Source organism: Pseudarthrobacter defluvii (genome assembly GCF_030323865.1).
GTDB lineage: Bacteria > Actinomycetota > Actinomycetes > Actinomycetales > Micrococcaceae > Arthrobacter > Arthrobacter sedimenti.
Map to the genome: position 1 here is coordinate 1,664,028 of NZ_CP066362.1, position 23,728 is coordinate 1,687,755.

The 23,728-nt window shown below is 67.1% G+C and carries 20 protein-coding genes; 10 read left to right on the forward strand and 10 right to left on the reverse strand.

The window, feature by feature from the left end:
• Positions 1-71 precede the first annotated feature (71 nt).
• From JCQ34_RS07650 to nrdR, 3 genes are all read left to right on the forward strand, one after another.
• Positions 72-605: a hypothetical protein gene (locus JCQ34_RS07650; protein ID WP_286403364.1), complete on the forward strand. Its 534-nt coding sequence runs from the start codon at positions 72-74 to the stop codon at positions 603-605.
• A gap of 4 nt (positions 606-609) precedes the next feature.
• The gene (hisD, locus tag JCQ34_RS07655; RefSeq protein ID WP_286403365.1) at positions 610-1,983 is read left to right on the forward strand and encodes a histidinol dehydrogenase; all 1,374 of its coding nucleotides are present in this window, start codon (positions 610-612) and stop codon (positions 1,981-1,983) included.
• A 138-nt stretch (positions 1,984-2,121) separates the two neighbouring features.
• Positions 2,122-2,622, forward strand: coding sequence for a transcriptional regulator NrdR (gene nrdR, locus JCQ34_RS07660; RefSeq protein WP_286403366.1), 501 nt, complete (start codon positions 2,122-2,124; stop codon positions 2,620-2,622).
• 51 nt (positions 2,623-2,673) lie between these two features.
• Here the strand turns inward: nrdR and ppgK are convergent, their stop codons facing one another.
• Both ppgK and map read right to left on the reverse strand, forming a co-directional pair.
• Positions 2,674-3,477 carry a polyphosphate--glucose phosphotransferase gene (ppgK, locus tag JCQ34_RS07665; RefSeq protein WP_142134309.1) on the reverse strand — a complete coding sequence of 268 codons (804 nt, stop codon included), beginning with the start codon at positions 3,475-3,477 and terminating at the stop codon, positions 2,674-2,676.
• A gap of 106 nt (positions 3,478-3,583) precedes the next feature.
• Positions 3,584-4,462 (reverse strand): type I methionyl aminopeptidase, encoded by an 879-nt coding sequence (gene map / locus JCQ34_RS07670; protein WP_286403370.1) that lies wholly within the window; start codon positions 4,460-4,462, stop codon positions 3,584-3,586.
• Positions 4,463-4,583: 121 nt separating this feature from the next.
• Between map and JCQ34_RS07675 the strand changes: the two genes are divergently transcribed.
• Positions 4,584-4,748 carry an SPOR domain-containing protein gene (locus JCQ34_RS07675; protein ID WP_255175160.1) on the forward strand — a complete coding sequence of 55 codons (165 nt, stop codon included), beginning with the start codon at positions 4,584-4,586 and terminating at the stop codon, positions 4,746-4,748.
• A gap of 20 nt (positions 4,749-4,768) precedes the next feature.
• Here the strand turns inward: JCQ34_RS07675 and panB are convergent, their stop codons facing one another.
• Positions 4,769-5,656 (reverse strand): 3-methyl-2-oxobutanoate hydroxymethyltransferase, encoded by an 888-nt coding sequence (panB, locus tag JCQ34_RS07680; protein WP_286403376.1) that lies wholly within the window; start codon positions 5,654-5,656, stop codon positions 4,769-4,771.
• A 286-nt stretch (positions 5,657-5,942) separates the two neighbouring features.
• Between panB and glnA (JCQ34_RS07685) the strand changes: the two genes are divergently transcribed.
• From glnA (JCQ34_RS07685) to JCQ34_RS07695, 3 genes are read left to right on the forward strand one after another with little or no spacing between them, the layout of a single operon-like run.
• Positions 5,943-7,283 carry a type I glutamate--ammonia ligase gene (gene glnA, locus JCQ34_RS07685; protein WP_286403378.1) on the forward strand — a complete coding sequence of 447 codons (1,341 nt, stop codon included), beginning with the start codon at positions 5,943-5,945 and terminating at the stop codon, positions 7,281-7,283.
• A 9-nt stretch (positions 7,284-7,292) separates the two neighbouring features.
• Entirely contained in the window at positions 7,293-10,304 is a 3,012-nt protein-coding gene (locus tag JCQ34_RS07690; RefSeq protein WP_286403379.1) for a bifunctional [glutamine synthetase] adenylyltransferase/[glutamine synthetase]-adenylyl-L-tyrosine phosphorylase, read from the forward strand.
• Positions 10,294-10,830: a GNAT family N-acetyltransferase gene (locus tag JCQ34_RS07695; protein ID WP_286403381.1), complete on the forward strand. Its 537-nt coding sequence runs from the start codon at positions 10,294-10,296 to the stop codon at positions 10,828-10,830. The genes JCQ34_RS07690 and JCQ34_RS07695 overlap by 11 nt, the downstream gene beginning before the upstream one ends.
• A gap of 290 nt (positions 10,831-11,120) precedes the next feature.
• Here the strand turns inward: JCQ34_RS07695 and glnA (JCQ34_RS07700) are convergent, their stop codons facing one another.
• A complete protein-coding gene (gene glnA / locus JCQ34_RS07700) occupies positions 11,121-12,545 on the reverse strand; it encodes a type I glutamate--ammonia ligase (RefSeq protein WP_142134301.1) in 1,425 nt (474 codons plus the stop codon).
• Between the two features lie 285 nt (positions 12,546-12,830).
• Here glnA (JCQ34_RS07700) and JCQ34_RS07705 point away from each other — a divergent pair, with 285 nt between their 5' ends.
• Positions 12,831-13,268, forward strand: a complete 438-nt coding sequence (locus JCQ34_RS07705; RefSeq protein ID WP_286403385.1) for an RDD family protein — start codon at positions 12,831-12,833, stop codon at positions 13,266-13,268.
• 10 nt (positions 13,269-13,278) lie between these two features.
• On the opposite strand, the gene JCQ34_RS07710 is transcribed toward JCQ34_RS07705, so the two are convergent.
• The 5 genes from JCQ34_RS07710 to lipB all read right to left on the reverse strand — a co-directional run bounded on the left by JCQ34_RS07710 (position 13,279) and on the right by lipB (position 17,239).
• Positions 13,279-14,235 carry a DMT family transporter gene (locus JCQ34_RS07710; RefSeq protein ID WP_286403387.1) on the reverse strand — a complete coding sequence of 319 codons (957 nt, stop codon included), beginning with the start codon at positions 14,233-14,235 and terminating at the stop codon, positions 13,279-13,281.
• An 18-nt stretch (positions 14,236-14,253) separates the two neighbouring features.
• On the reverse strand, positions 14,254-14,607 hold the full coding sequence (locus tag JCQ34_RS07715) for a DUF3817 domain-containing protein (protein ID WP_286403388.1): 354 nt from the start codon (positions 14,605-14,607) through the stop codon (positions 14,254-14,256).
• Between the two features lie 97 nt (positions 14,608-14,704).
• Positions 14,705-15,457, reverse strand: coding sequence for a DUF4191 domain-containing protein (locus JCQ34_RS07720; RefSeq protein WP_286403390.1), 753 nt, complete (start codon positions 15,455-15,457; stop codon positions 14,705-14,707).
• An 88-nt stretch (positions 15,458-15,545) separates the two neighbouring features.
• Positions 15,546-16,565 (reverse strand): lipoyl synthase, encoded by a 1,020-nt coding sequence (gene lipA / locus JCQ34_RS07725; RefSeq protein WP_286403392.1) that lies wholly within the window; start codon positions 16,563-16,565, stop codon positions 15,546-15,548.
• Complete coding sequence (lipB, locus tag JCQ34_RS07730; protein ID WP_286404368.1) at positions 16,562-17,239, reverse strand: lipoyl(octanoyl) transferase LipB; 678 nt, start codon at positions 17,237-17,239, stop codon at positions 16,562-16,564. Before lipB ends, lipA begins: the two co-directional genes overlap by 4 nt.
• Before the next feature lie 125 nt (positions 17,240-17,364).
• Here lipB and JCQ34_RS07735 point away from each other — a divergent pair, with 125 nt between their 5' ends.
• Positions 17,365-19,116, forward strand: coding sequence for a serine/threonine-protein kinase (locus tag JCQ34_RS07735; RefSeq protein WP_286403394.1), 1,752 nt, complete (start codon positions 17,365-17,367; stop codon positions 19,114-19,116).
• Positions 19,117-19,216: 100 nt separating this feature from the next.
• Here JCQ34_RS07735 and JCQ34_RS07740 read toward each other — a convergent pair whose 3' ends face one another.
• Positions 19,217-20,119: a TIGR01777 family oxidoreductase gene (locus tag JCQ34_RS07740; RefSeq protein ID WP_286403396.1), complete on the reverse strand. Its 903-nt coding sequence runs from the start codon at positions 20,117-20,119 to the stop codon at positions 19,217-19,219.
• Between the two features lie 73 nt (positions 20,120-20,192).
• Between JCQ34_RS07740 and JCQ34_RS07745 the strand changes: the two genes are divergently transcribed.
• Positions 20,193-23,720 (forward strand): S41 family peptidase, encoded by a 3,528-nt coding sequence (locus tag JCQ34_RS07745; protein ID WP_286403398.1) that lies wholly within the window; start codon positions 20,193-20,195, stop codon positions 23,718-23,720.
• Positions 23,721-23,728 lie beyond the last annotated feature (8 nt).

Below are 23,728 nucleotides of genomic sequence, written 5' to 3' on the forward strand. Positions count from 1 at the left end.
ACGGCGGGAAAACCGGCCGCGCCGTCAGCACGCAGGATGGCGTCCCAGGAAGCTTTGTTAAGGTGTGTTGCATGACAAACTTCGCCCGCCCCGCCAGGCGGCTGCTGCCATGGTCCCTGCTGCTGGTCCCGGCGGCGGCGGGAATTCCGGCCGGCCTCCTGTGGTGGCTTCTGGCGCCGGGCGGCTTGAACCTGATCACGCGCGATCCAGCTTTGGCCTCCGGCAACGCCCCCCTTGTCTGGCTGCCGCGCGACCTTACCCTCGCCGGCATCCTGGTGCTGGCCGGCTGCCTGCTGGCCGTGTTCCTGGCCGACGGCAAACGCCCTGACCCGCAGGCAGCGCTGCTGGCCGGCCTGCTGGGAGCCGCGGCCGGCAGCCTGGTGGCCTGGGGGACAGGCATCCTGGCAGCCCGGCTGTGGGGCCCGGCAGTGGATGCCTCCGCCAACGCGAGCATTGCCTTCTCGCTGCGGGCGTGGCCGGTGCTGCTGCTGTGGCCGGCCGCCGCGGCCGTGTCGGTCTTCGTCCTGGAACTGGTGGGCACGGCGGGCAGGAAGCCGCACGCCGGCGGTCCCGGAACCGGCGGCACCATCAGCCCCGTAAAATAGACGGGTGACCACTTCCCCGGACCTTCCCGCCCCCGTGACAGCCGCCGTCGACTTCCGCACCATCGATCTCCGGGGCCGCAACCTCACCCTCGCGGCCCTGCGCGCGGCTGTTCCCCGCGCCAAGGGCCAGACCGTGGCGGACGCCGAGGACAAGGTCCTGCAGATCATCTCGGCCGTCCGGCAGCGCGGCTTTGCTGCCCTGGCCGAGCTTGCCGCGAGGTTCGACAGTGTGGCACAGGAACACCCGCTGGTACCGCAGGAGGCCATCGCCGAGGCCCTGGACCAGCTGGACCCGGCCGTGCGGGCTGCCCTGGAGGAGTCCATCAGCCGGGCACGGAAGTTCGCCGACGGGCAGCGGCCACGCAACGTCGATGTCGAACTGGGCGACGGCGCTGTGGTGAGCCAGAACTGGGTGCCCGTGGCCCGCGTGGGACTGTACGTTCCGGGCGGCCTTGCCGTGTACCCGTCGTCGGTGATCATGAACGTGGTGCCCGCCCTGGCGGCGGGCGTGGAATCCATCGCCCTGGCCTCGCCGCCGCAGAAGGAGTTCGGGGGCCTGCCGCACCCCACCATCCTGGCCGCCGCGGCCCTGCTGGGCATCACCGAGGTCTACGCCATCGGCGGGGCCCAGGCTATCGCCGCCTTCGCCTACGGCGTTGAAGCCACGGACGCCGGCCCGGCACTGGAGCCGGTGGACGTGGTTACCGGGCCGGGCAACATCTTCGTGGCCACGGCCAAGCGGCTGGTCAAGGGCGTCGTGGGCATCGATTCGGAGGCTGGAACCACGGAAATCGCCATCCTGGCCGACGACTCCGCCCAGCCGGCGCTGGTAGCCGCGGACCTTCTCAGCCAAGCCGAGCACGACCCCAAGGCGGCATCGGTCCTCATTACCGATTCCGAGGAGCTGGCCGCGGCGGTGCGCGCGGAACTGGCGCTCCAGGCGGCAGCCACCAAGCACTCGGCCAGGGTGCAGGAGGCGCTGTCCGGCCCCCAATCCGGCGTGGTGCTGGTGGACGGTTTGGAGCAGGGCATCGCAGCCTGTGACGCCTACGCAGCCGAACACCTGGAAATCATGACCCGGGACGCAGCAGCCGTGGCCGCGCGCATCCGCAACGCCGGCGCGATTTTCGTGGGCGACTACAGCCCTGTCAGCCTGGGCGACTACTGCGCGGGCTCCAACCACGTCCTGCCCACCAGCGGCACCGCAGCCTTCTCGTCAGGGCTGAACGTCACTACCTTCCTGCGGGCCATCCAGGTGATCAACTACAACAGGGAGGCCCTCGCCGAGGTCAGCGGGCACATCGTGAGCCTGTCCCGGGCGGAGGACCTTCCCGCCCACGGCGACGCGGTCACAGCGCGTTTCCCGGGCCTTGGATGACACCACTACATGTAGTAATTACAGGATTGTTATTACCCCACATCTGCCCGTAAACTGAAAGACGCCACGGCATCGCCCCCCGGCGGTGCTGATGGCTTTCACAGACGTTGCACACCACAAGCGAAAAGGGGGAACGCCATGTACTGCCCGTTCTGCCGCAACCCCGATTCCCGTGTTGTTGACAGCCGCATGGCGGATGACGGCTCCGCCATCCGGCGCCGCCGGCAGTGCCCTGAATGCGGCCGCCGGTTCACCACCGTGGAAACCACCAGCCTGTCCGTCATCAAGCGGTCCGGCGTGGGTGAACCCTTCAGCCGCAGCAAGGTGATCAACGGTGTGCGCAAGGCCTGCCAGGGCCGCCCGGTCAGCGAGGACGACCTCGCCATGCTGGCGCAGGAAGTGGAAGAGCAGATCCGCGCATCCGGTGCCGCCGAGATTGACGCCCACGAGGTTGGGCTGGTGATCCTCGGGCCGCTGCAGAAGCTCGACAAGGTTGCGTACCTGCGCTTCGCCAGTGTCTACCAGGCGTTCGAATCCCTTGAGGATTTTGAAACTGCTATTGCCCTGCTGCGCCACGAGGCGGAGGAAGAAGCCAAGGGCACGGCAGGCGCCAAGAGCTCCGAGAAGAGCCCCCTCTAGACTCCGGTGGCGGCAGCGGAGGGGAAGCCGCAGCCGCCACCGGCACCACTCCTATTTGGACAGCTGGTGCTTGATGGCTATTTCCAGCGCCGCACCCACAATTCCCGCTTCGTTGCGCAGGACGGCCGGAACAATCGGCGTGCGCAGCTTGAGGTTGGGAAGATACTCGTCGGCGCGCTTGGAGATGCCGCCGCCCACGATGAACAGTTCCGGCGAGAACAGGAACTCCACGTGCGAGAAGTAGCGCTGCAGCAGGACGCTGTACTCGTCCCAGGACAGGCCATCCCGTTCACGGGCCACGGCGGACGCCTTGGATTCGGCGTCGAAGCCGTCAACTTCCAGGTGGCCCAGCTCCGCGTTGGGCACGAGCTTGCCGTCGAAGATGAACGCTGAACCGATGCCGGTGCCCAGCGTGATCACCAGGACGGTGCCGGACACTCCGGCGCCTGCGCCGTAGCGGGCCTCGGCCAGGCCGGCGGCGTCGGCGTCGTTGATGACCTCCACGGGGCGGCCCAGCCGTGCCGTCAGGAGGGCGTCGATGTCGGTATCCAGCCAGCTCTTGTCCACGTTGGCGGCCGAGTGGACCACGCCGTGCTGGATGATCCCGGGGAAGGTCACGCCCACGGGGGAGCCGGCTTCCGGGGCCTCAGGGCGGGCCGAGAGTTCGGCCACCACCAGGGCCACGGCCTCGGCAACGGCCTCCGGGGTAGCAGGCTGGGGAGTGGGCACGCGGAAGCGTTCACCCAGGAGCTTGCCCTTCTTCAGGTCGACAATGCCGCCCTTGATGCCCGTACCACCGATGTCGATTCCGATCAGCGGTGCGTTCTTGTGCGACTTCTCGTCCTTCTTGGCCAATGGGATTCCGTTCTTGACAGGGGCGGGCGGGATAAAGGGGCCGGTAGGGGCCCATAACAGGTGTCCGGTCTGCACCGGCAGCCATGCCCTGCGGGCATGGGACAGGCTACGGCAGGGTGAGGACCTCGGCGCCGGTCTCGGTGACCAGCAGGGTGTGCTCGAACTGGGCGGTGCGCTTGTGGTCCCGGGTGACAACGGTCCAGTCGTCGCTCCACATGTCCCACTCCACGGTGCCCAGGGTGAGCATCGGTTCGATCGTGAACACCATGCCGGTTTCGATTACCGTGTTGTAGGCGGGGGCGGCATCATAGTGCGGGATGATCAGGCCGGTGTGGAAGGCCTCGCCAACACCGTGGCCGGTGAAGTCGCGCACCACGCCGTAGCCGAAGCGCTTGGCGTAGGACTGTATGGCCCGGCCGATGACGTTGATTTCACGGCCCGGCGCCACCGCCTTTATGGCACGGTTCAGCGACTCCTGGGTGCGCTCCACCAGCAGCCGCGATTCCTCGTCCACGTCACCCACCAGGAAGGTGTAGTTGGTGTCGCCGTGGACGCCATTAATGAACGCGGTGATGTCGATATTGAGGATGTCGCCGTCCTGGACCACCGTGCTGTCCGGGATGCCGTGGCAGATGACCTCGTTAAGCGACGAGCACAGCGATTTGGGGAAGCCCCGGTAGCCGAGGGTGGACGGGTAGGCGCGGTGGTCCAGCAGGAATTCGTGGCCCACCTCGTCCAGCTCATCCGTGGTGACACCGGGCTGGATGTGCTTGCCCACCTCCACGATGGCCTGCGCTGCGATCTTTCCGGCGATCCGGATTTTTTCGATGGTCTCGGCGGACTTGACCTCCGAACCGGTGAACTTGGCCGGGGCAGGCTTGCCGACGTACTCGGGACGGGGGATGGACGCCGGTACGGGACGCTGCGGGCTCAGGGTACCCGGGGTGAGGGTGCCAATGGGTGCAGTCGAGGCAAGGGAAGGCATAGATTGATCATATAAGGCACCACAGAAGGCCTAACAACCGACAAGCGGCGGAGGGACGCGTAAGTGTTTGTGTTACGTGGATCACCTCCCGCTTCCCCTGTCGACGGAACGAGGAGCAACGATGACTGAGTACTGGTTCAACATCAACACCCACGAAGTGGAAGAAGACCGGCTCTCGGACTGGAGCCAGCTCATTGGGCCGTACAAGACCCGCGAAGAAGCGGAGCACGCCATCGAAAAGGTCAGGGCGCGCAACGAGGCCTGGGAAAAGGGCGACGACGACTGAACAGTCGGGTGGGTGCCGGCCTAAAAGGAGTGCTCCGGGCCGGGAAACTCGCCTGACCTGACGTCGTCGCCATAGGCGGTGGCGGCGTCGAGCAGTGTTTTGCGCAGGTCCGCGTACTGCTTCACGAACTTTGCCATCCGGCCGCCCCGCAGTCCGGCCATGTCCTGCCACACCAGGACTTGTCCGGTAGTTGCATTCCCCGCACCGATTCCTACGGTGGGAACACTGACAGCTGCGTCCACGGCCGCTGCCGTCTCTGCAGGCACCATTTCCATCAGCACGCAGAACGCCCCGGCATCGGCGAGTGCGCGGGCGTCGTCAATCAGCCGCTGGGCGTCGTCGCCACGGCCCTGCACGCGGTAGCCACCCAGTGCGTGCTCGCTCTGCGGTGTGAAGCCGATGTGCGCCATGACGGGAATGCCCGCCTGCACCATGGCCCGGACCGTGGGTGCGTAGTACTTCCCGCCCTCCATTTTGACCGCGTGCGCCAGGCCTTCCTTCAGGAACCGCACACCGGTTGCCACGGCCTGTTCGGCGCTGACCTCGTAGCTGCCGAAGGGCAGGTCCGCCACCACCAGGGCGCGTCGTGCCGAGCGTGCCACGGCACGGCACAGGGGCAGCAGTTCGTCCACGGTGACAGGGAGGCTGGTCTCGTTGCCGAAGACATTGTTGGAGGCCGAATCTCCCACCAGGAGCACTTCGATGCCGGCGGAATCAAAAATCTCGGCCGTGTATTGCTCATACGCGGTCAGCATGGCGAACCTGGTGCCGTCCCGCTTTGCCTGCTGGAGGTGGTGGAGACGGACCTTTGCCGGCTTCCGTTCGGCCGGGGCCGGCACGCCGGGGCCACTGCCGTAGGGGGCGGGTACTTCTGCGGACGCGCTGGAGTCGGAGCTGTTGGAGGCCATGGGATGAGCGTAATGCGGTACCGGGCGTCCTAGCTACCGCGCCCATCCTCCCGGGAGCAGTGATATGCGTCATGGCGTGGTCGGTTGCGCATGGCAGCGGGCGCCGGAAACGGGACCCGGGGGTGGCCTGGAGGCAGGATTATGGGACTGGGAGGTTAATGCTGTGTTACGCACGGCGCAGGCTTCGGCATCGGCGCAGAATGATTAGTACAGTGTTGATGAACTGCTGCCGGCTTTCCCCTTGCATGGGCCCGGAGCATGGACGTTGACCGGAGAAGAGGCCATCATGGACCGCCAGCAAGAGTTTGTCCTGCGCACAATCGAAGAGCGCGACGTACGTTTCGTACGCCTGTGGTTCACCGACGTCGTGGGATCGCTGAAGTCCGTGGCACTGGCCCCGGCGGAAGTCGAGGGCGCGTTCGAGGAAGGGCTGGGCTTCGACGGCTCCTCCATTGAAGGCCTGGCCCGGGTCTTCGAATCGGACATGCTGGCCCAGCCCGATCCTGCCACCTTCCAGATCCTCCCGTGGCGCGGCGAGACTGAACAGACGTCGCGCATGTTCTGCGACATCCTCACCCCTGACGGCGAGCCCTCCGCCGCTGACCCGCGCAACGTGCTGAAGCGGACCCTGGCCAAGGCCGCTGACATGGGGTTCACCTGCTACACCCATCCGGAGATCGAGTTCTACCTGCTCAAGTCGCATGAGCCGGGCCCCAACGGCGCTCCGGTTCCGGTGGATGAAGGCGGCTACTTTGACCACGTCCCCGGTGGGGTGGCGCAGGACTTCCGTCGCACCGCGGTGACCATGCTGGAATCAGTGGGCATCTCCGTGGAGTTCAGCCACCACGAGGCCGGCCCGGGCCAGAACGAGATTGACCTCCGCTACGCGGATGCGCTGCAGACGGCAGACAACATCATGACGTTCCGCACCGTCATCAAGGAAGTGGCGCTCCAGCAGGGCACTTACGCGACTTTCATGCCCAAGCCGTTCACCGACCACCCCGGTTCCGGCATGCATACGCACTTTTCCCTGTTCGAGGGCGACAGCAACGCGTTCTATGAGGCCGGTGCCGAGTTCCAGCTGTCCAAGACCGCCCGCCAGTTCATCGCGGGCATCCTCAAGCACGCCCCGGAGTTCACCGCCGTCACCAACCAGTTCGTGAACTCCTACAAGCGGCTGTGGGGTGGAGGCGAGGCCCCGAGCTACCTGAGCTGGGGCCACAACAACCGCTCCGCGCTGGTCCGCGTGCCGCTGTACAAGCCCGGCAAGGGCCAGTCAGCCCGGATCGAGTACCGCGGCATCGACTCCGCCGCCAACCCCTACCTGGCCTACGCCGTCCTCCTCGGCGCCGGCCTCAAGGGGATCGAGGAAGGCTACGACCTGCCCGCCGCTGCCGAGGACGACGTCTGGTCGCTGAGCTCGGCCGAACGCCGCGCCATGGGCCACGATCCACTGCCGGCAAGCCTGCACGACGCCATCCGCTCCATGGAGGATTCGGAGCTGATGCCGCAGATCCTGGGTGAACAGGTCTACGAGCACTTCCTGCGCAACAAGCGCGCCGAATGGCAGGACTACCGGCTGCAGGTGACGCCCTACGAGCTGCAGCGCAACCTCGGCATCCTCTAGGTGCCCGGCGTGAGCCTGGCCCGCCGCCTCATCGCGGCCGGATTCAGCGACCTGGAAAAGGGCGAGCGGTTCCTTGCCGCGCGCGAACTCGAGGGGTTGGACCAGGACAGGCTCTTTGCCGGGCTGCAGCTTGCCGCCAGCCCGGACACCGCCCTGCAGTCCCTGGTCCGGCTGATCGAAAAGCACCCGCAGCTGCGCGACCTGGCCGCCGCCGAGCCGGAGGCCAGCGAGCCGATGTACCGGGTCCTCGGCGCCTCGGAAGCGCTGGGGGAGTTCCTCATCCGGCACCCTGAGCACCTGGAAGCTTTCCGGGTCCGGGCCAGTCCCGAACCCCTGCCCGCCGACCCGGGCCGGCTGCGCGCCACGCTCCTGCAGTCCGTCGGCGCGGACCCCCGCGCCGCCCGGCCCGTTGCTTCCGTCACCGGTGTGGACGCCTACGCAGCCCTGCGCACGGCCTACCGCCGCGGCCTGGTGGACCTCGCCGTCAAGGACCTGTGCGCCGCGGATCCGCTGGACTTCCTGCCGGCCGTGGGCGGGGAACTCGCCGACCTGGCCGCAGCCGCCATCGAGGCCGCCCTGGCAGTCTCCCGCGCGGAAGCGGCGGAGCAGCACAGCCCTGCGGAGGTTGCCGACGTCGGCCTGGCAGTGATCGGCATGGGCAAGTGCGGAGCCCGGGAACTAAACTACATCTCCGACGTCGACGTCATCTACGTGGTGGACCCGGGCAGCCTGGAGGACGCCCACGCCAACACCATCGGCACGGCCCTGGCCAGCGGCATCTCCCGTGCCATTTCCTCCGTGGCCCGGGAACCCGGCCTCTGGGAGGTGGACGCCAACCTGCGGCCCGAGGGCAAGTCCGGGCCCCTGGTCCGCACCCTCGCCTCCCACGAGACGTACTACGCCAGGTGGGCGGAAAGCTGGGAATTCCAGGCGCTGCTCAAGGCCCGAGCCATCGCCGGCGACGCCGCACTGGGCCAGGCCTACGAGGACGCCGTGGCGCCGCTGATCTGGAACTCCGCGGGGCGCGAGGGCTTCGTTGAATCCGTCCAGGCGATGCGGCGCAGGGTGACCGAGCACATCCCGGTCGCCGAGGAGCAGCGCCAGATCAAGCTAGGCCGCGGCGGACTGCGCGACGTCGAGTTCACCGTGCAGCTGCTCCAGCTGGTGCACGGCAAGGCGGACGAGTCATTACGACGGCGGGACACTACTTCCGCGATCGCCGCACTGTCCGCCGGGGGTTACATCGGCCGCTCCGACGCCGCAGCCTTCGACAACGCCTACCGCTACCTGCGGCTGCTGGAACACCGGATCCAGCTGTTCCAGCTGCGCCGCACCCATCTCATGCCGGTGGCTGAGCCGGCGCTGCGCTCCCTGGCCAAGGCCGTGCTGGGGCCGTTCTCCAATGAGCGGCCCACCCCGGACTCATTGCTTTCCGCCTGGCAGCGCACCAAGCGCTCGGTCCGCGAACTGCACGAGCGCATCTTTTACCGGCCACTGCTGAATTCGGCGGCCAAGCTCAGCAGCGAGGACGCCAGGCTGACTCCCGAAGCGGCGCAGGGCCGGCTTGCCGCCCTAGGATACCGGGATCCGCAGGGAGCGATGCGCCACATCGAGGCCCTGACGGCCGGGGTGAGCCGCCGCGCCGCCCTGCAGCGCCAGCTTCTGCCCATCCTGCTCGACTGGCTCGCCGAAGGTGTGGACCCTGATGCGGGGCTGCTCGCCTTCCGCCGCGTCAGCGAGGCGCTGGGCACCACCCACTGGTACCTCGGCCTGCTGCGCGACTCCAATGCCGCCGCCGAACGCCTGTGCCACATGCTCTCCAACTCCCGGCTGATCGCGGACCTGTTGGAAGTCTCGCCGGAGTCCGTGGCATGGCTGGGACAGGACAAGGACCTGGTGCCCGTGGGCTTCGAAGCCCAGTGGCAGGAGATCACCGCCAAGATGTCCCGGCACTCGGACCCGGAAAGCGCCATGCGGCTTATCCGGCTGATCCGGCGGCGGGAGATCCTCCGCATCGCCATTGCTGACTCAGCCGGCCTCCTTGACCAGGACCAGGTAGGCAGGGCCCTGGCGGACACGGACCGGGCGGCCGTCCTGGGCGCCCTGCGCGTAGCGGAAGGCATCGTCTCCGCCGGCGGGCCGCTCAAGACCACGGTCCTGGTGGTGGCCATGGGCCGCCAGGGCGGCCGCGAGATCGGCTATGGATCCGATGCTGATGTCATGTACGTTCACCGCGCCCTTCCCGGCTTCTCCGACGCTGAGGCCCAGGAACAGGCCGCCCGCATCGTGGCGAAGGTGTCCAGCCTGCTCACCCAGCCGCTGAAGCCGGCCATCATGGCAGAGCGGGTCCTCCAGATGGACGCCGACTTACGGCCCGAGGGCAAGAACGGCGCAATGGTGCGCTCCCTGGACTCCTTCGCCGAGTACTACCGCCGCTGGTCCCTCATCTGGGAAGCCCAGGCCCTGCTGCGGGCACGGCCCATGGCAGGCGACGACACCCTGGCAGCCGACTTCCTCTCCCTCATCGACCCCATCCGGTACCCGGAAACCGTGGCGGAGCAGGACGTGCGTGAGATCAGGCGCATCAAGGCAAGGGTGGAATCAGAACGGCTGCCGCGCGGCGCCGACCCCGCGCGCCACCTCAAACTGGGACGCGGTGGCCTCAGCGACGTCGAGTGGCTGGTCCAGCTGCTCCAGCTCCAGCATGCCGGGAAACATCCGGAGCTCCGGACCACGTCCACGCTGGAGGCCCTGTTCGCTGCCGCGGAACTTGGCCTGCTTGATGCTGCGGATGCCAAGCTGCTGGCGGAGGCCTGGCGGCTGGCGAGCCGCATCCGGTCCGCCAACGTCATCTGGAATGGCAAGGCCTCCGACCTTCTCCCTTCCTCCCGCCGGGACCTGGAGGCCGTGGCGCGCTGGTGCGGCTACGAGCCCGGAAACGCTGCCGCCCTGGAGGAGGACTACCTGCGGGTGAGCCGGCGGGCACGTGCTGTTTTCGAGCGTGTCTTTTATGGGCACTGACTGGGTCTGGCTCATCCCGCTGCGGGACCTGGACAACGATGCCCGCGCCATACAGTTCGGAGCCATTGCGGGGATGTCGCTGCTGCCGGGCCAGGACCGCTTCGTGGGCGACCCGCTGCGGATGGCCCTGGCAGGACTGGCCGAAGCATCACGCCGGCCGTACGTCGTGGAGGCCGGCGGTGCCGCCGTTGGGCTGTTGACTTTGCAGGCAGGGGCGGCGGGGCTCGCCGGCTGGCCCGACGACCAGTCGGCCTGGCTGCTGCGCGGGTTCCTCATCGACCGGCGGCACCAGGGCAAAGGGCTTGGGACCCTGGCAGCGGCCGCGGCCGTGGAGGCAGCCCGCAAACTTACCGACCGGCACCAAAGCTGCGAGACCGGCGTCGTACTCTCCGTCAACGACGAGAACCCGGCGGGACTGTCCGCTTACCGCCGTGCCGGTTTTGTCGATGCAGGGCCCTACCTGGGCGGCCCGGCGGGGCCGCAGCGGACCATGTTCCACAGCTTCGCCGAAAACCTGCATCCGTAAGGCGTTTGACGTAACCCGCCGTGCCGGCATTGCGCTTAGCAAGCGTTTGCCCGATTATGTGGATTGGCGGTGTTCTCCAACCTTGTTGGGGGGAAGGCTGGATAGTCTTCGTCTCGGGGGGCATTCGTCAGGGGGTCCGGCTCCCGGTCTCAGCACGTCTGGAGGCGGGCCCCCACCTTATGGTCTCCGTCCGCGGCCGCGACGCCCCCGGACACAACGAAAGGCGGCCACCGGTTGAACACCGGTGGCCGCCTTTGCTGTATCAGCTGTCCTGCAGGGCAGGCTGCTGACTAGACGCCGTAGTAGAGCTCGAACTCGTAGGGGTTCGGGCGCAGGGACAGCGGGCGGATCTCGTTCTCGTACTTGTACTCGATCCAGGTGTCGATCAAGTCCTGGGTGAAGACGCCGCCGGCCTGCAGGAACTCGTTGTCCTCGCGCAGTGCCTCGAGGGCTTCCTCAAGCGAGCCCGGAGCCTTGGGGATGTCCTTGGCTTCCTCGGCGGGCAGCTCGTAGAGGTCCTTGTCGATCGGAGCCGGGGGCTCGATGCGGTTGCGGATGCCGTCGATGCCGGCCATCAGCTGGGCAGCGAACGCCAGGTACGGGTTGGAGGAGGGGTCCGGAGCGCGGAACTCGATGCGCTTGGCCTTCGGGTTGGAACCGGTGATGGGGATGCGGATACCGGCGGAGCGGTTGCCCTGCGAGTAGACCATGTTGACCGGAGCCTCGAAGCCCTTGACCAGGCGGCGGTAGGAGTTCACCGTGGGGTTGGTGAAGGCCAGGACGGCGGAAGCGTGCTTCAGCAGGCCGCCGATGTACCAGCGGGCGGTGTCGGACAGGCCGGCGTAGCCCTTCTCGTCGTAGAACAGCGGCTCGCCACCGTTCCACAGCGACTGGTGGCAGTGCATGCCGGAGCCGTTGTCGCCGAAGACCGGCTTGGGCATGAAGGTGACGGACTTGCCCCAGGCGTCAGCGGTGTTCTTGATGACGTACTTGAACTTCTGGAGGTCATCGGCGGCGTGGGTCAGGGTGGTGAACTTGTAGTTGATCTCGGCCTGGCCGGCGGATCCAACTTCGTGGTGGCTGCGCTCGACCTCGAGGCCGGCTTCGTCCAGGGCAACACACATGGCGTCACGCAGGTCAGCCTGCTTGTCGGTGGGGGAGACCGGGAAGTAACCGCCCTTGACGGGGGTCTTGTAACCCAGGTTGCCGCCCTCTTCCTCGCGGCCGGTGTTCCAGTGGGCTTCCTCGGAGTCGATCTTGTAGAAGCTGCCCTGCGGCGAGGACTGGTACTGGACGTTGTCGAACACGAAGAACTCGGCTTCGGGAGCGAAAAATGCGGTGTCGGCGATGCCGGTGGAGGCCAGGTAGGCTTCAGCCTTCTCGGCCACGCCGCGGGGGTCGCGGTGGTAGGGATCGCCCGTGCGGGGGTTCACGATCGAGAAGTTCAGCGCGAGGGTCTTCTCCATGCGGAAGGTGTCCAGGAACGCGGTGGTGACGTCCGGGATCAGCTGCATGTCAGACTCGGCGATGCCCTGGAAGCCGCGGATGGAGGAACCGTCGAAGAGCTGGCCGTTGACGAAGAAGTCCGCGTCGACGCTCTTGGCGGGGACGTTGAAGTGCTGCTGGACGCCCGGAAGATCGGTGAAGCGGATATCGACGAACTTTACATCTTCGTCCTTGATGAACTTGAGGACTTCGTCCGCAGTTTTGAACATCTATGCTCCTAACGCATATGTAAATATCTGGCATGCAAGCCATACGACCCAGCGCAATCCAAAAGCAGGGAGAACGCGGGGTTTTCCCTGCTGCGCTTACCTGCCGGGGGATTGCTTGAAACTGCTAACAGCCTATGGATACGGCATTTCCCGTCCGTGTCCGCATTGTTTCGGGCAGGTTACAGAATGCCCTGCTATGACCACGCTATCGTCCGTCCACACTGTGGTCGAGCCCCATCCACACTGTGGGCGTGGTGGACCTGCCATGCCCGGTAAACTTGGGTGGTGGTAGATCGCAAAGACATTGGCTCCTGGCTCAGCGGACCAGACACCTCCGGCATCTCGAAGTATCCGGGGGAGCGCCTGGGCCTGCCGGAGTCCGGCCCCGGGTCCATCGCCCGGGCGGGCCGGCGCATCGCGGCCCTCTGCATCGACTGGGGCATCGCGCTGCTGATCAGCAACTTCGCTTTCGGCGGCGACTCCTGGGCCACCCTGGCGGTATTCGCCATTGAACAGATCCTGCTGGTGGGAACCCTCGGCTACAGCATCGGCCACCGCATCATGGGCATTGCCGTGATCAAACCGGGCGGCGGTACCCCCGGCCCGCTGGCCGCCCTGGTCAGGACAGTGCTGCTGTGCCTGGTGATCCCCGCCGTGATTTTCGACCCGGACCAGCGCGGCCTCCACGACAAGGCCATGAATACGCTCCTGATCCGGCGCTAGCTGGTCCCGCTTATGCTCCCGGCAGTTCCCTGATCCGTTTCTGCCGCCGGAACGCCGGGGCGTTGGTCACCACCACGCCCGCAATGACGACGGCGCCGCCCACCAGTTGGGCGGTGGTGTGCACCTGTCCGGCAAGGACGGTCAGGATCGCGGTGAAGACGGTGATGAGGTTGAGGAACACTCCTGCACCGCCCGCAGGCAGGACCGTCAGTGCGCGGTTCCACAGCAGGTAGGACAGCACTGACGGGAAGATGGCGATAAACAGCAGTGATGCCAGCACGGTGCCCGTTGAGGGAAGCGCCACGCCGCCCGTGGCGAAGCGGACCGGGCCCAGAATAGCCACGACCACCGCTGCCTGGACCGCCGTTGCGGTGATAGGCGGGATCTTCGGCGCCAACCGGCCGATGATGGTGTACGCCGTCCAGACCACGATGGCGCCCACCATGATCACCTCACCGGGGCCGAAACCGGTGGACACCAGGCGCCCAATATTTCCTCCACTGATGACGATCAGGACGCCGGCCAGGGCCATCAGGACGCCTGCCACCGCCAGCGGTGTGAGCCGCTCACGCAGGAAGACCGCAGCGGCAAGCGTGATCAGCGCAGGATTGAACGCGTTGATCAGCGATGCGTTGAACGCGTCCGTGTGCTTCAGGGCGAAGTACAGGAGGAGGTTGTAGCCGAGCAGGCCGCAGACGCTCAACGCGAGCAACCAGGGCCAGGCGGCCAGGACGGACCGCCAGGACGGCCGCTCAACCACTTGGGCAATCACCAGCAGCGGCACCAGCGCGATGGCCCACCGCAGGAACACCAGGCTCAGGGGGTCGATGCTTTGGACCGCGCCTGCGCCCACGACATAGTTGCCGGCCCAAAAGAGCGTTGCCCCGAGCAGGGAGAGGACTGCCACCACCCGCCGCCGGCCCTGGGTGCCCTTCACCGGCGCAGTCCCTGCCTCAACTGACTTCACGTCAGGGGTCCTGATCAGCTAAGCCCGGCTGGGTTCGAGGGTGGCGTCGGCCTGGTCTGCCCGGGAAGCAGTGAGGTAGCCGCGCCGCCCGGCCCAGCGCTCAAAGAGGATGGTGGCGAACGGGAAGACAGCGGAGACACCGGCCAGTACAGCCACCAGGAACGGCCAGCGCTGCAGGCGCCACAGCGTAAGCGCAGCCACCCCGTAGCCGATGAACAACGCACCGTGGACAGGCCCGGCAATCTCCACGCCAACCTCCGTGGTGCCGGCAATCCATTTGAAGTACATCCCGGCCAGGAGTGCAGCCCAACTGCAGGCCTCGGCCACTGCGAGAATACGGAAGGCACGGATCACTGTTGTCCTGAGGGGCATGGTCAAGTCCTTGTCATAGCTGGAAGCGCGGGCCGGTCCGGGCGCAAGAAAAAACGCCCCGGCGGCCGGCTGTGCCGGTACCGGGGCGTCCTCTTGGCTAGCGCCCGCGGTTGGGGCGGGCTTTGTAGGGATCGATGCCCTTGGGGATTGGAAGCCTGTTGCCCATGGAGGCGATGCGCTTGGACACGGTGCTGACTTCCAGTTTGGTCAGTTCGTTCTTCATCTTGCCCATCTGCTTGGCCACCTGGCTCAGCGGCACCTGGCCCTCGCCGCGTCCCGTCTGGATGGTGTGCACGGGGACGTTGGGCAGGATGCGCGCCAGGCGCTTCCGCTCAGCATCGAGCAGCGGCTTCACCCGGTGGGTGGGGCCTTCGCTGACAAGGACGACGCCGGGACGTCCTACCGCGCGGAAGACGGCATCCTGCGTGCGGGGGTTGACAGCCACCGGCTGTTCTTCGGTAATCCAGCCACGGCGGAGGGTCCCCAGAGCGGCACCGGAGGCACCGGGCTGGTTTTCGATCTGCGCGAACGCCGCACGTTCGGCGCGGCGGGACAGGATGAAGGTGGCGGCCAGCAGGCCGAGCGGAATGCCGATGATCAGGCCGGTGATCCAGTTATCCAGCCAGAATCCCACCAGGAAGCTCACGGCCACAACACCCAGGAAGACTGCGAGCATCAGCCACGGAACCATGGGGTCGTGGCGGCGGGTCATGGTGAAGACCTCGCCGATCTGCTTGAGCCTGCTGGGCTTCTTGGCCTTTGCTTCCTTCGGCTTGCGCGAGAAGATGCTGCGCTTCACCGCGCTTGAGCCCGCGGAGGTGGAGTTGCTGGAGTCAGGGGATTTCGCCATAGTGCCTCAATTCTACGTGACTTAAACGCGAGGGCCGGACGCTGGGAACTTCCGGCGTCCGGCCCTTGGCGGCTTCACGAATCCGAGGTCAGGAGTGCGCTGCCAGGAGGGTTGCGGCTTCCTGGCGGGTGGTGCCGGAGTCCTGGATGCCTTCGGCGATGTGGGCGAGTTCGGCGGGGATGTCGCGGCCTTTTTTGCGCATGGCGGTGGCCCAGAGGCGTCCGGCGCGGTAGGAGGATCGGACCAGGGGGCCGGACATGACGCCGAGGAAGCCGATTTCTTCGGCTTCGTGCTGCAGGTCGACGAATTCCTGGGGTTTGACCCAGCGGTCCACGGGCAGGTGCCGCTCACTGGGGCGCAGGTATTGGGTGATGGTGATCAGGTCGCACCCTGCCTGGTGGAGGTCTCGGAGGGCTTCGGAGATTTCCTCGCGGGTTTCGCCCATGCCAAGGATGAGGTTGGATTTGGTGACCATCCCGTGGTTGCGGCCCTGGGTGATGACGTCCAGGGAGCGGTCGTAGCGGAACGCGGGGCGGATGCGCTTGAAGATCCGGGGGACGGTTTCGACGTTGTGGGCGAAGACTTCGGGTTTGGAGTCGCAGATCGCTTTGATGTGGTCGGGGTTGCCGGAGAAGTCGGGGATGAGCAGTTCGACGCCGGTGCCGGGGTTCAGTTCGTGGATCTTGCGGACGGTTTCGGCGTAGAGCCAGACGCCTTCGTCCTCGAGGTCATCGCGGGCCACGCCGGTGACGGTGGCGTAGCGCAGCTGCATGGACTGGACGGAGCGGGCCACCTTGGTGGGTTCGAACCGGTCCAGGGGTGAGGGTTTGCCGGTGTCGATCTGGCAGAAGTCGCAGCGGCGGGTGCACTCGGACCCGCCAATCAGGAACGTGGCTTCCTTGTCTTCCCAGCATTCGAAGATGTTGGGGCAGCCGGCTTCCTCGCAGACGGTGTGCAGGCCTTCCTTTTTCACCAGGTTCTTCAGCCCGACGAACTCCGGGCCCATCTGGACCTTGGCCTTGATCCACTCCGGCTTGCGCTCCACCGGAACCGCAGCATTGCGCTGCTCGATCCGCAGCATCTTCCGGCCTTCAGGTGCCAATGTCACAGTAGAGCTCCTTCAGGGCTCGAAACCAATGCTTCTTCATGTTTGCGGAATTCCGCTACGAACCGGTCCGCAATATCGGCGGGAGTGATTTCCCGGCCCGTTTCCAGGGACATGGTGGTCACCCCGGCGTCGGTGATGCCGCAGGCAATGATCTGCCCGTATGGTGCCAGGTCATTGCTGCAGTTGATCGCCACGCCGTGCATGGTGACTCCGTTGAGCACGCGGATGCCGATGGCCGCGATCTTGCGGTCCGGGCCCTTGGCGTCGGCCTTGATCCACACACCGGCCCGCCCCTTGATGCGCTCGGCCTTGATGCCGTAGTCCGCCATGACGGTGATCATGATCTCTTCAAGGCGCTCCACGTAATCCCGGATGCCGGAGCGGTTTTTCAGCTTCAGGATGGGGTAGGCGACCAGTTGTCCCGGCCCATGCCAGGTGAGCTTGCCGCCGCGGTCCACCGGAACCACCGGTGTGCCGTCAAACGGGCGCTCATGGTCCTCTGTCAGCTTGCCGGCCGTGTAGACGGCGGCGTGCTCCAAAAGCAGGACTGTGCTGGGGGCAACTCCGGCGACTACGTTGTCATGGAGTTCGCGCTGGGCATCCCAGCCTTCCATGTAATCAACGAAGTCGGGGGCAAGACCCAGCTGTGAAAACTCAAGAGTCATGGCATCCAGCTTAGACCCCGTAGCCGCGCGGGCCGGCTTTAGTGTCCAAGCTCACCGTCGTCCCCATTGTGACTGCGCTACCAGGGCTGTGGATAACTTCTGCAGCCGGCCGGGAACTCGGCTAGACATGGACCATGGATGATGCACAGGCGCCTGAGGTCCCCGGTTACGACGTCGGCCGGCTGCTGGGGCGGGGGAGCAGCGCGGACGTGTGGCTGGCCAGGCAACAGCGGACCGGGAGGGACGTCGCGCTCAAGTGCTTCCGCACTGCCGGCAGCAGGATGCGGGGCAGCGTGGCCAACACGGAGGAGGAGATGCGGCGGGAGATTCGCATCCTTTCGGTCCTGGACCACCAGCACCTGATCAGGGCCCGCGATGCCGTCCGCCTCGGGGAGCCCGGTGGAGGCACGGCGTTAACCATGGACTACGCTGCCGGCGGTTCCCTGGCACAGCTGGTCGCCGCCCGCGGCAGGCTCACTGTGGGGGAGACCGTCACCGTACTGACTCCCATCGCGCAGGCTTTGGGCTACCTTCACGGCAAAGGGTTTACCCACTCGGACGTATCTCCGGGGAACGTGCTGTTCACCGGGCAGGGAAAGCCCATGCTGTCAGACGTCGGCGTTGCCCGAATGCTGGGCGATCCTGGCTGTCCAGGAACGGCAGGAACGGCCGGTTTCCTTGACCCGTCCCCGGTCGATGCCGTGCGTGCCGGGCTGCAGCCTGAACGCGACGTTTACTCCGCTGCCGCACTTGGGTGGTACTGCCTGACAGGTGCTGCACCGGGACGCACCGCCGACCGCCCGCCGCTGTCACTCCTTGTTCCCGGCGTCCCAAGGGAACTGGCAGCAGCCCTGGAAGCAGGGCTGAACGAGGACCGGCGGCTGCGCCCCAACGCACTGGCATTGGCCACGGCTGTGTACCGCAGTGCAGACCCGCAGCCGGTGGACCTCTCCGACGCTGTCCACCCCACCGTCCTGCCCGAGCTGCTCACACGGCGCCGCGCCGCCCCTGAAACAAAGGGCGCCGGTCTCCGGACGAAACTCCGGGCTCTTCGCCGCCGCCTGGCGACGACCCGCTGGAGCGCCTTGTCCTTCACCCAGTCATCCGCCAAGCCGCCTGCTGGCCGGTCCAAACGGGGATCCATGTGGCAACAGCTGCCGTTGGCCCAAAAGAAAGCCGCCCTTGTCGCGCACTCGAAACCTACTGCCGGGTCCGTCACCCCGCCCGGGAAGCGTGCTGTCGCACCCGCCGTCCGGCAAGGCAAACATGCCGGCGGACCCGTAGCCGGCCGGAGGGCGGGGATACTGGCGCGTGCCCTCCTGCCCGCCATTGCCGCAGCGGCCGCCGCAATGTGGTGGCTGTCAGCCGCCGGACATCCGCCGTGGCCAGGAGCCGCCACAGCCGGTTCGCTGCCGGCAGCTGCACGTCCAGCCGAAGCTGCTGGGGACGGCGGAACACGAGCCCTTGCACCGGTTGATGGCGCCAGACAGGATGCCCTTGCGGCTGATCCCGCCGTTGCTGTGCAGGGCCTCGCCGCGCTGCGGGACCACGCATTCAGCAGCGGCCGGCTTGAGCTGCTTGCGGAGGTGAACGCGCCAGGTTCCGCAGCAGCTGCCGCCGATGAGCGCATCGCAGCGCAGCTCCGGCCAACGGGGGACCGCCTGGCCGGCTTCACCAGCACCCTCGCCGAGGTGGCGGCGGAAGTGGGTGCGACCCAGGACCATGCTGTCGTCAAGGTGGTAGCCGCCACCTCCGGCTACAGCACCGTCAATGAAGAGAACACGGTGCTTGCCACGGGGGCGCCCAGCCCGCCGCAGCCGCTTCGGTTGGTCCTTGTCTCCGTGGACGGCCAGTGGCGGGTCAGCGACATCCTTGCCGCAGAGTGAAGCAGGAGCGGCGGACCTGCACCAGCAGCGGAACGCAGCCCGGATAAGACAATGTGTGGCGGAAGGAGTCCCGGCGATTTCCGGCCGCCGGTAGATGCAGCTAGGCGGAGCCGTCCTTGGCGACTACCCAGCGCGCAGCATCCTCGAGGCTCCCGTGCTGCCACCGGAAGCCTGCGGATGCCAGCACTGCCGGTTCCATCCGCTGGCTGTGCAGCAGGAGCTCCTCGCCCAGCCCCGGCATCACCGTGCGCAGCACAGGGGCGGGAACCCGCAGCATGGCCGGCCGGTGCAGGGCACGGGCCAGCGCCGCGACGATCGTGTTGACGTCGGCCTGCTCAGGGGCGGTCACATTGACCGGACCGGAGACCGGAGAGTCCAGGAGGAAGAGGAAGGCGGCGCAAACATCAGGAAGGGTGACCCAGGGCCAGAACTGGTGTCCGTTGCCGAAGGGACCGCCAAGGCCCAGCCGCAGCAACGGGAGCAGCTTTCCCAGCGCTCCGCCGGAACGGCTGAAGACCACTCCCGTGCGGGGCAGCACCACGCGCACGCCTGCAGGTGCCGCCAGTGCCGCCTGCTCCCACTCGACGCAGATTTGGGCCAAGGTGCTGGAACCTGCAGGCGCGTCCTCGCGCAGGACCGTGTTGCCGGCGTCGCCATAGTAGCCGGACGCCGACTGGCTGATGAAGGTTGCCGGTGGCGTATCCATTTGCGCCATGGCCTGCACCAAAGTCCTCGTGGGGCCCAAACGGGAGCTGAACAGCTCCTCCACCCGCTTCCGCGTCCAGGGCCTGTCGCCGATGCCGGCACCGGACAGGTTGACCACGGCGTCAGCACCGGCAAGCGCCGAGGGGTCCAGGACACCGGCCGCCGGATCCCAGCGGACTTCGCCTGCACCGGCAGGTGGCCGCCGGACCAGGGCCACTACGGAGTGGCCGGCATCGCGGAAGGCTGCGGACATGGAGGTGCCGATGAGCCCGGAGGCGCCGGCGATGACAATGTGCATGGTCCATCACACCACGCCAGCGCGGGTTGTGTACCTCCCGCTCGGCAGGGGAGGGGTTGACTATGATCAAACGATGACCTCTTCGAGCTACTTCCGTTTCCCGCATTTGCACGGCGATCTGGTCACTTTCGTGGCCGAGGACGACGTGTGGATTGCGCCCCTGGACGGCGGCCGTGCCTGGCGCGTCTCATCGCTCCAGCTGCCTGCCCGCAACCCGCGCTTCACCCCCGACGGCAAGCGGCTGGTGTGGACCGTAGTGCAGGGAACGGCCCCGGAGGTGGTGTCGGCAGAGGTCGACGGCGGCGGGTACCGGCAGCTCACGTACTTTGGCCACAGCACCACAAAGGTCAAGGGATTCACCACCGGCGGCGCCGTGGTGGTCACCAGCGCATTCCGCCAGGCTGAAAGCCGGCACACCCACGCCTACAGCGTTCCCCTCGAGGGCGGCTGGGCGCAGGAACTTCCCTACGGCCCCGTGGAGTCAGTGGCGTACGGACCTGAAGTAGGCGATGAACGCCCGGTGGTGCTGGCAAGTGTGCTGTCCCGGGAACCGGCATGGTGGAAGCGCTACCGCGGCGGCACGGCCGGGAAGCTGTGGATCGACCGCGACGGCAACGGTGAGTTCGAGCGCCTCCTGCCCGACCTCGACGGCAACCTCACCGACCCGCTTTGGATCGACGGCCGGATCGCCTTCCTGTCCGACCACGAGGGCTACGGCAATCTGTATTCGGTGCTTCCCGACGGAAAAGACCTGCGCCGGCACACCGACCACCAGGACTTCTACGTCCGGCACGCCGCCACCGACGGCAAGCGGGTCATCTTCGAGTCCGCCGGTGAACTCTGGGTGCTCCGGGACCTGGATTCGGAAGCGGAAAAGCTGGACATCACGCTCGGCTCCGCCTCCCAGACCAGGCGTCCTGCCCTCCTCGACGCAGTCAAGCACCTGGGCGCGGTAGCGCCGGATACCACGGGCGCCGCCAGCGCGGTGGAATCGCATGGGACGATTTCCTGGCTGCGGCACAAGGACGGGCCGTCCCGGATCATTGAGGCCACGCCGGGAGTCCGGGGCCGGCTGCCCAGGCCCCTCGGTGACGGCCGGATCGCCTACATCGCCGATCATGGCGGTGTTGAGGCCATCCACATCAAGGACATTGCCGCGCCCGTCCCGCACACCGCTGCGCAGGTGACGGCAGGGAGCGGCAACGGCGGAAGCGCTGCCGCCTCCGAAACCTCCGATTCCCCGGACACGGAACAGGCGGGCGCTGAGGGAGCGGAAGCTGTCAGCCTGCCCCAGCCCGTTCCGGCATCAGGGGCCGCGGTGCTGGCGGGGAGCTCTGCGCATGTTCCCGCGGACGATGAGCAGCAGGCCGATGTTGCGCCCCAGGACACGGCCCCTGCCGCGGAGGCCGAGTCACCCGCGACGGAGGCGGGCATCACTGTTCCCACACCGTCGCGCGCCAGCTCCCTTGAGCCCAGCCCGGACGGCCGGTGGATCGCCCTCGGTACATCCTTCGGCGACGTGTACGTGGTGGACACCCGCAGCGGCGACCTCAGCCAGGTGGCGAGCATCGGGGAAGGCAGTATTTCCGAGCTGGCATGGTCGGCGGACTCCCGCTGGCTGGCGTGGTCCGAACCCGTCACGTCCTTTGGCTCGCGCAGCCGGCTGCGCCTGGCCACGGTGGAGCAGCTCGACGCCGACCCGGTGGACGTCACCGACGGGCGTTTCCGCGACGCCTCACCGGCCTTCACTCCGGACGGCAAATTCCTTGCCTTCCTGTCCAACCGCAGCTTCGATCCGGTGTACGACGGGCATTCCTTTGACCTTTCCTTCCCCAGCCCCATCAAGCCGTACCTGGTGGCACTCGCCGCTGAGACGCCGTCGCCCTTTGGCCCTTCGGTTGATCCTGCGGGCGGGGAGCAGGAGGCGGACGCGCAGGGCACGGACAAGAACGAAGCGGGCGACAGCACGGTACCTGCCGTCCAGGTGGATGCGGAGGGCCTGGCGCACCGCGTGATTGGCGTTCCGGTTCCGCAGGGCAACTACAGCTCGCTGGACGCTGTTGACGGCGCGCTCCTCTGGCTCGACTCCGTCCTGTCCGGTGTCACCGGTGATGGAAAGGCCAGCCAGGAGGACAAGGACGCCCGTCCCAGCCTGGTCCGCTACGACATTGCCAGGCGCAAGCAGACCACGCTGGTGGATGCCGTGGACAGCTACCGGCTGACCGGGGACCGCAGCAAGGTGGTGCTGGTTTCCGACAAGCAGGTGACAGTGGTCCCTTCGGACGCCAAGGCCGACGAAGAGTCGGGCAAGCTGGTCAAGGTCGACCTGGGCCGGATCCGCGTCCTGCTGAATCCGCTCAGCGTTTGGGGACAGGCATTTGATGAAGCCTGGCGGCTGCAGCGCGACTTCTTCTGGACCGAGGACATGGCCGGGCAGGACTGGGAATCCATCCACGCCCGCTACCGCCCCATCGTGGAACGGCTGGGTTCGCATGACGACCTGGTTGACCTGCTGTGGGAACTGCACGGCGAGCTGGGGACATCCCACGCCTACGTGCGCCCCGCTGCCGTGACCGAGCGCGGCAGCCGCGGACAGGGCCGGCTCGGCGCCGACCTCGCGCACACCGCCAACGGCTGGGAAATTACCCGGATCCTGGCGGGCGAGTCCTCCGATCCGCTGGCCACCTCACCGCTCACCAGGCCCGGCGTCGGCGCCAAAGCAGGGGACATCCTGCTGGCCATCGATGGTGTCCCGCTGTCCGAAAGCACCACCCCCGCCATGCAGCTGGTGGGAGCGGCGGGCCGCGCGGTGGAGTTGACCCTCCTCAACGGTCCGGGGCACGGTGGTGCTGAGGGCACCCAGCGCCGCGTCGCCGTCGTGCCCGTCAAGGATGAAGAGCGCCTGCGCTACCAGGAATGGGTTGCCGGCAACCGGCGGACCGTCCGCGAGGCCTCCAACGGAACCTTCGGCTACCTGCACATCCCGGACATGATGGCCAACGGCTGGGCGCAGCTGCACCGCGACCTCGACACCGAAACAGCGCTGGACGGCCTGATCGTCGACGTGCGCCGCAACCGTGGCGGCCACACGTCGCAGCTTGTCGCGGAACTGATCGGCCGCAAGGTAACCGGGTGGAGCATGCCGCGCGGGGAGAAGCCGCGCACGTACCCGCACCATGCGCCGAGGGGGCCGGTGATCATCCTTGCGGACGAGTTTGCCGGATCCGACGGCGACATCATCACCCAGGTGTCAAAGCTGAGGGGCATCGGGCCGGTCATTGGCACGCGCACCTGGGGCGGTGTGGTGGGCATCGACAACAGGTTTGCGCTGGCGGACGGCACCGGAGTCACCCAGCCGCGCTATGCCAACTGGTTCAGCGGCGGCGTTGGCTGGAGCGTGGAGAACTACGGCGTTGACCCGGACATCGAGGTGACCTACCCGCCTCACGCCTACGCAGCCGGCCGCGATCCGCAGCTGGAATACGGCATTGGGGCGCTCAAGGAGATGATCCAGGAACTGCCCACGGACCGGCCGCCGGCCCGCTCGGGCTACCGCAAGCTGTTGCCTTCGCCGCTGCCGGCCCGCCCGCAGGGACGCTAGGAACAACA

Coding starts and splice junctions, on each gene's coding strand:
- JCQ34_RS07715 (WP_286403388.1), bottom strand. CDS start 14,607: ATGCCCCTCAGGACAACAGTGATCCGTGCCTTCCGTATTCTCGCAGTG.
- glnA (WP_142134301.1), bottom strand. CDS start 12,545: ATGTTCAAAACTGCGGACGAAGTCCTCAAGTTCATCAAGGACGAAGAT.
- JCQ34_RS07675 (WP_255175160.1), top strand. CDS start 4,584: ATGACTGAGTACTGGTTCAACATCAACACCCACGAAGTGGAAGAAGAC.
- JCQ34_RS07745 (WP_286403398.1), top strand. CDS start 20,193: ATGACCTCTTCGAGCTACTTCCGTTTCCCGCATTTGCACGGCGATCTG.
- JCQ34_RS07735 (WP_286403394.1), top strand. CDS start 17,365: ATGGATGATGCACAGGCGCCTGAGGTCCCCGGTTACGACGTCGGCCGG.
- JCQ34_RS07720 (WP_286403390.1), bottom strand. CDS start 15,457: ATGGCGAAATCCCCTGACTCCAGCAACTCCACCTCCGCGGGCTCAAGC.
- JCQ34_RS07695 (WP_286403381.1), top strand. CDS start 10,294: ATGGGCACTGACTGGGTCTGGCTCATCCCGCTGCGGGACCTGGACAAC.
- map (WP_286403370.1), bottom strand. CDS start 4,462: ATGCCTTCCCTTGCCTCGACTGCACCCATTGGCACCCTCACCCCGGGT.
- glnA (WP_286403378.1), top strand. CDS start 5,943: ATGGACCGCCAGCAAGAGTTTGTCCTGCGCACAATCGAAGAGCGCGAC.
- panB (WP_286403376.1), bottom strand. CDS start 5,656: ATGGCCTCCAACAGCTCCGACTCCAGCGCGTCCGCAGAAGTACCCGCC.
- JCQ34_RS07650 (WP_286403364.1), top strand. CDS start 72: ATGACAAACTTCGCCCGCCCCGCCAGGCGGCTGCTGCCATGGTCCCTG.
- JCQ34_RS07740 (WP_286403396.1), bottom strand. CDS start 20,119: ATGCACATTGTCATCGCCGGCGCCTCCGGGCTCATCGGCACCTCCATG.
- nrdR (WP_286403366.1), top strand. CDS start 2,122: ATGTACTGCCCGTTCTGCCGCAACCCCGATTCCCGTGTTGTTGACAGC.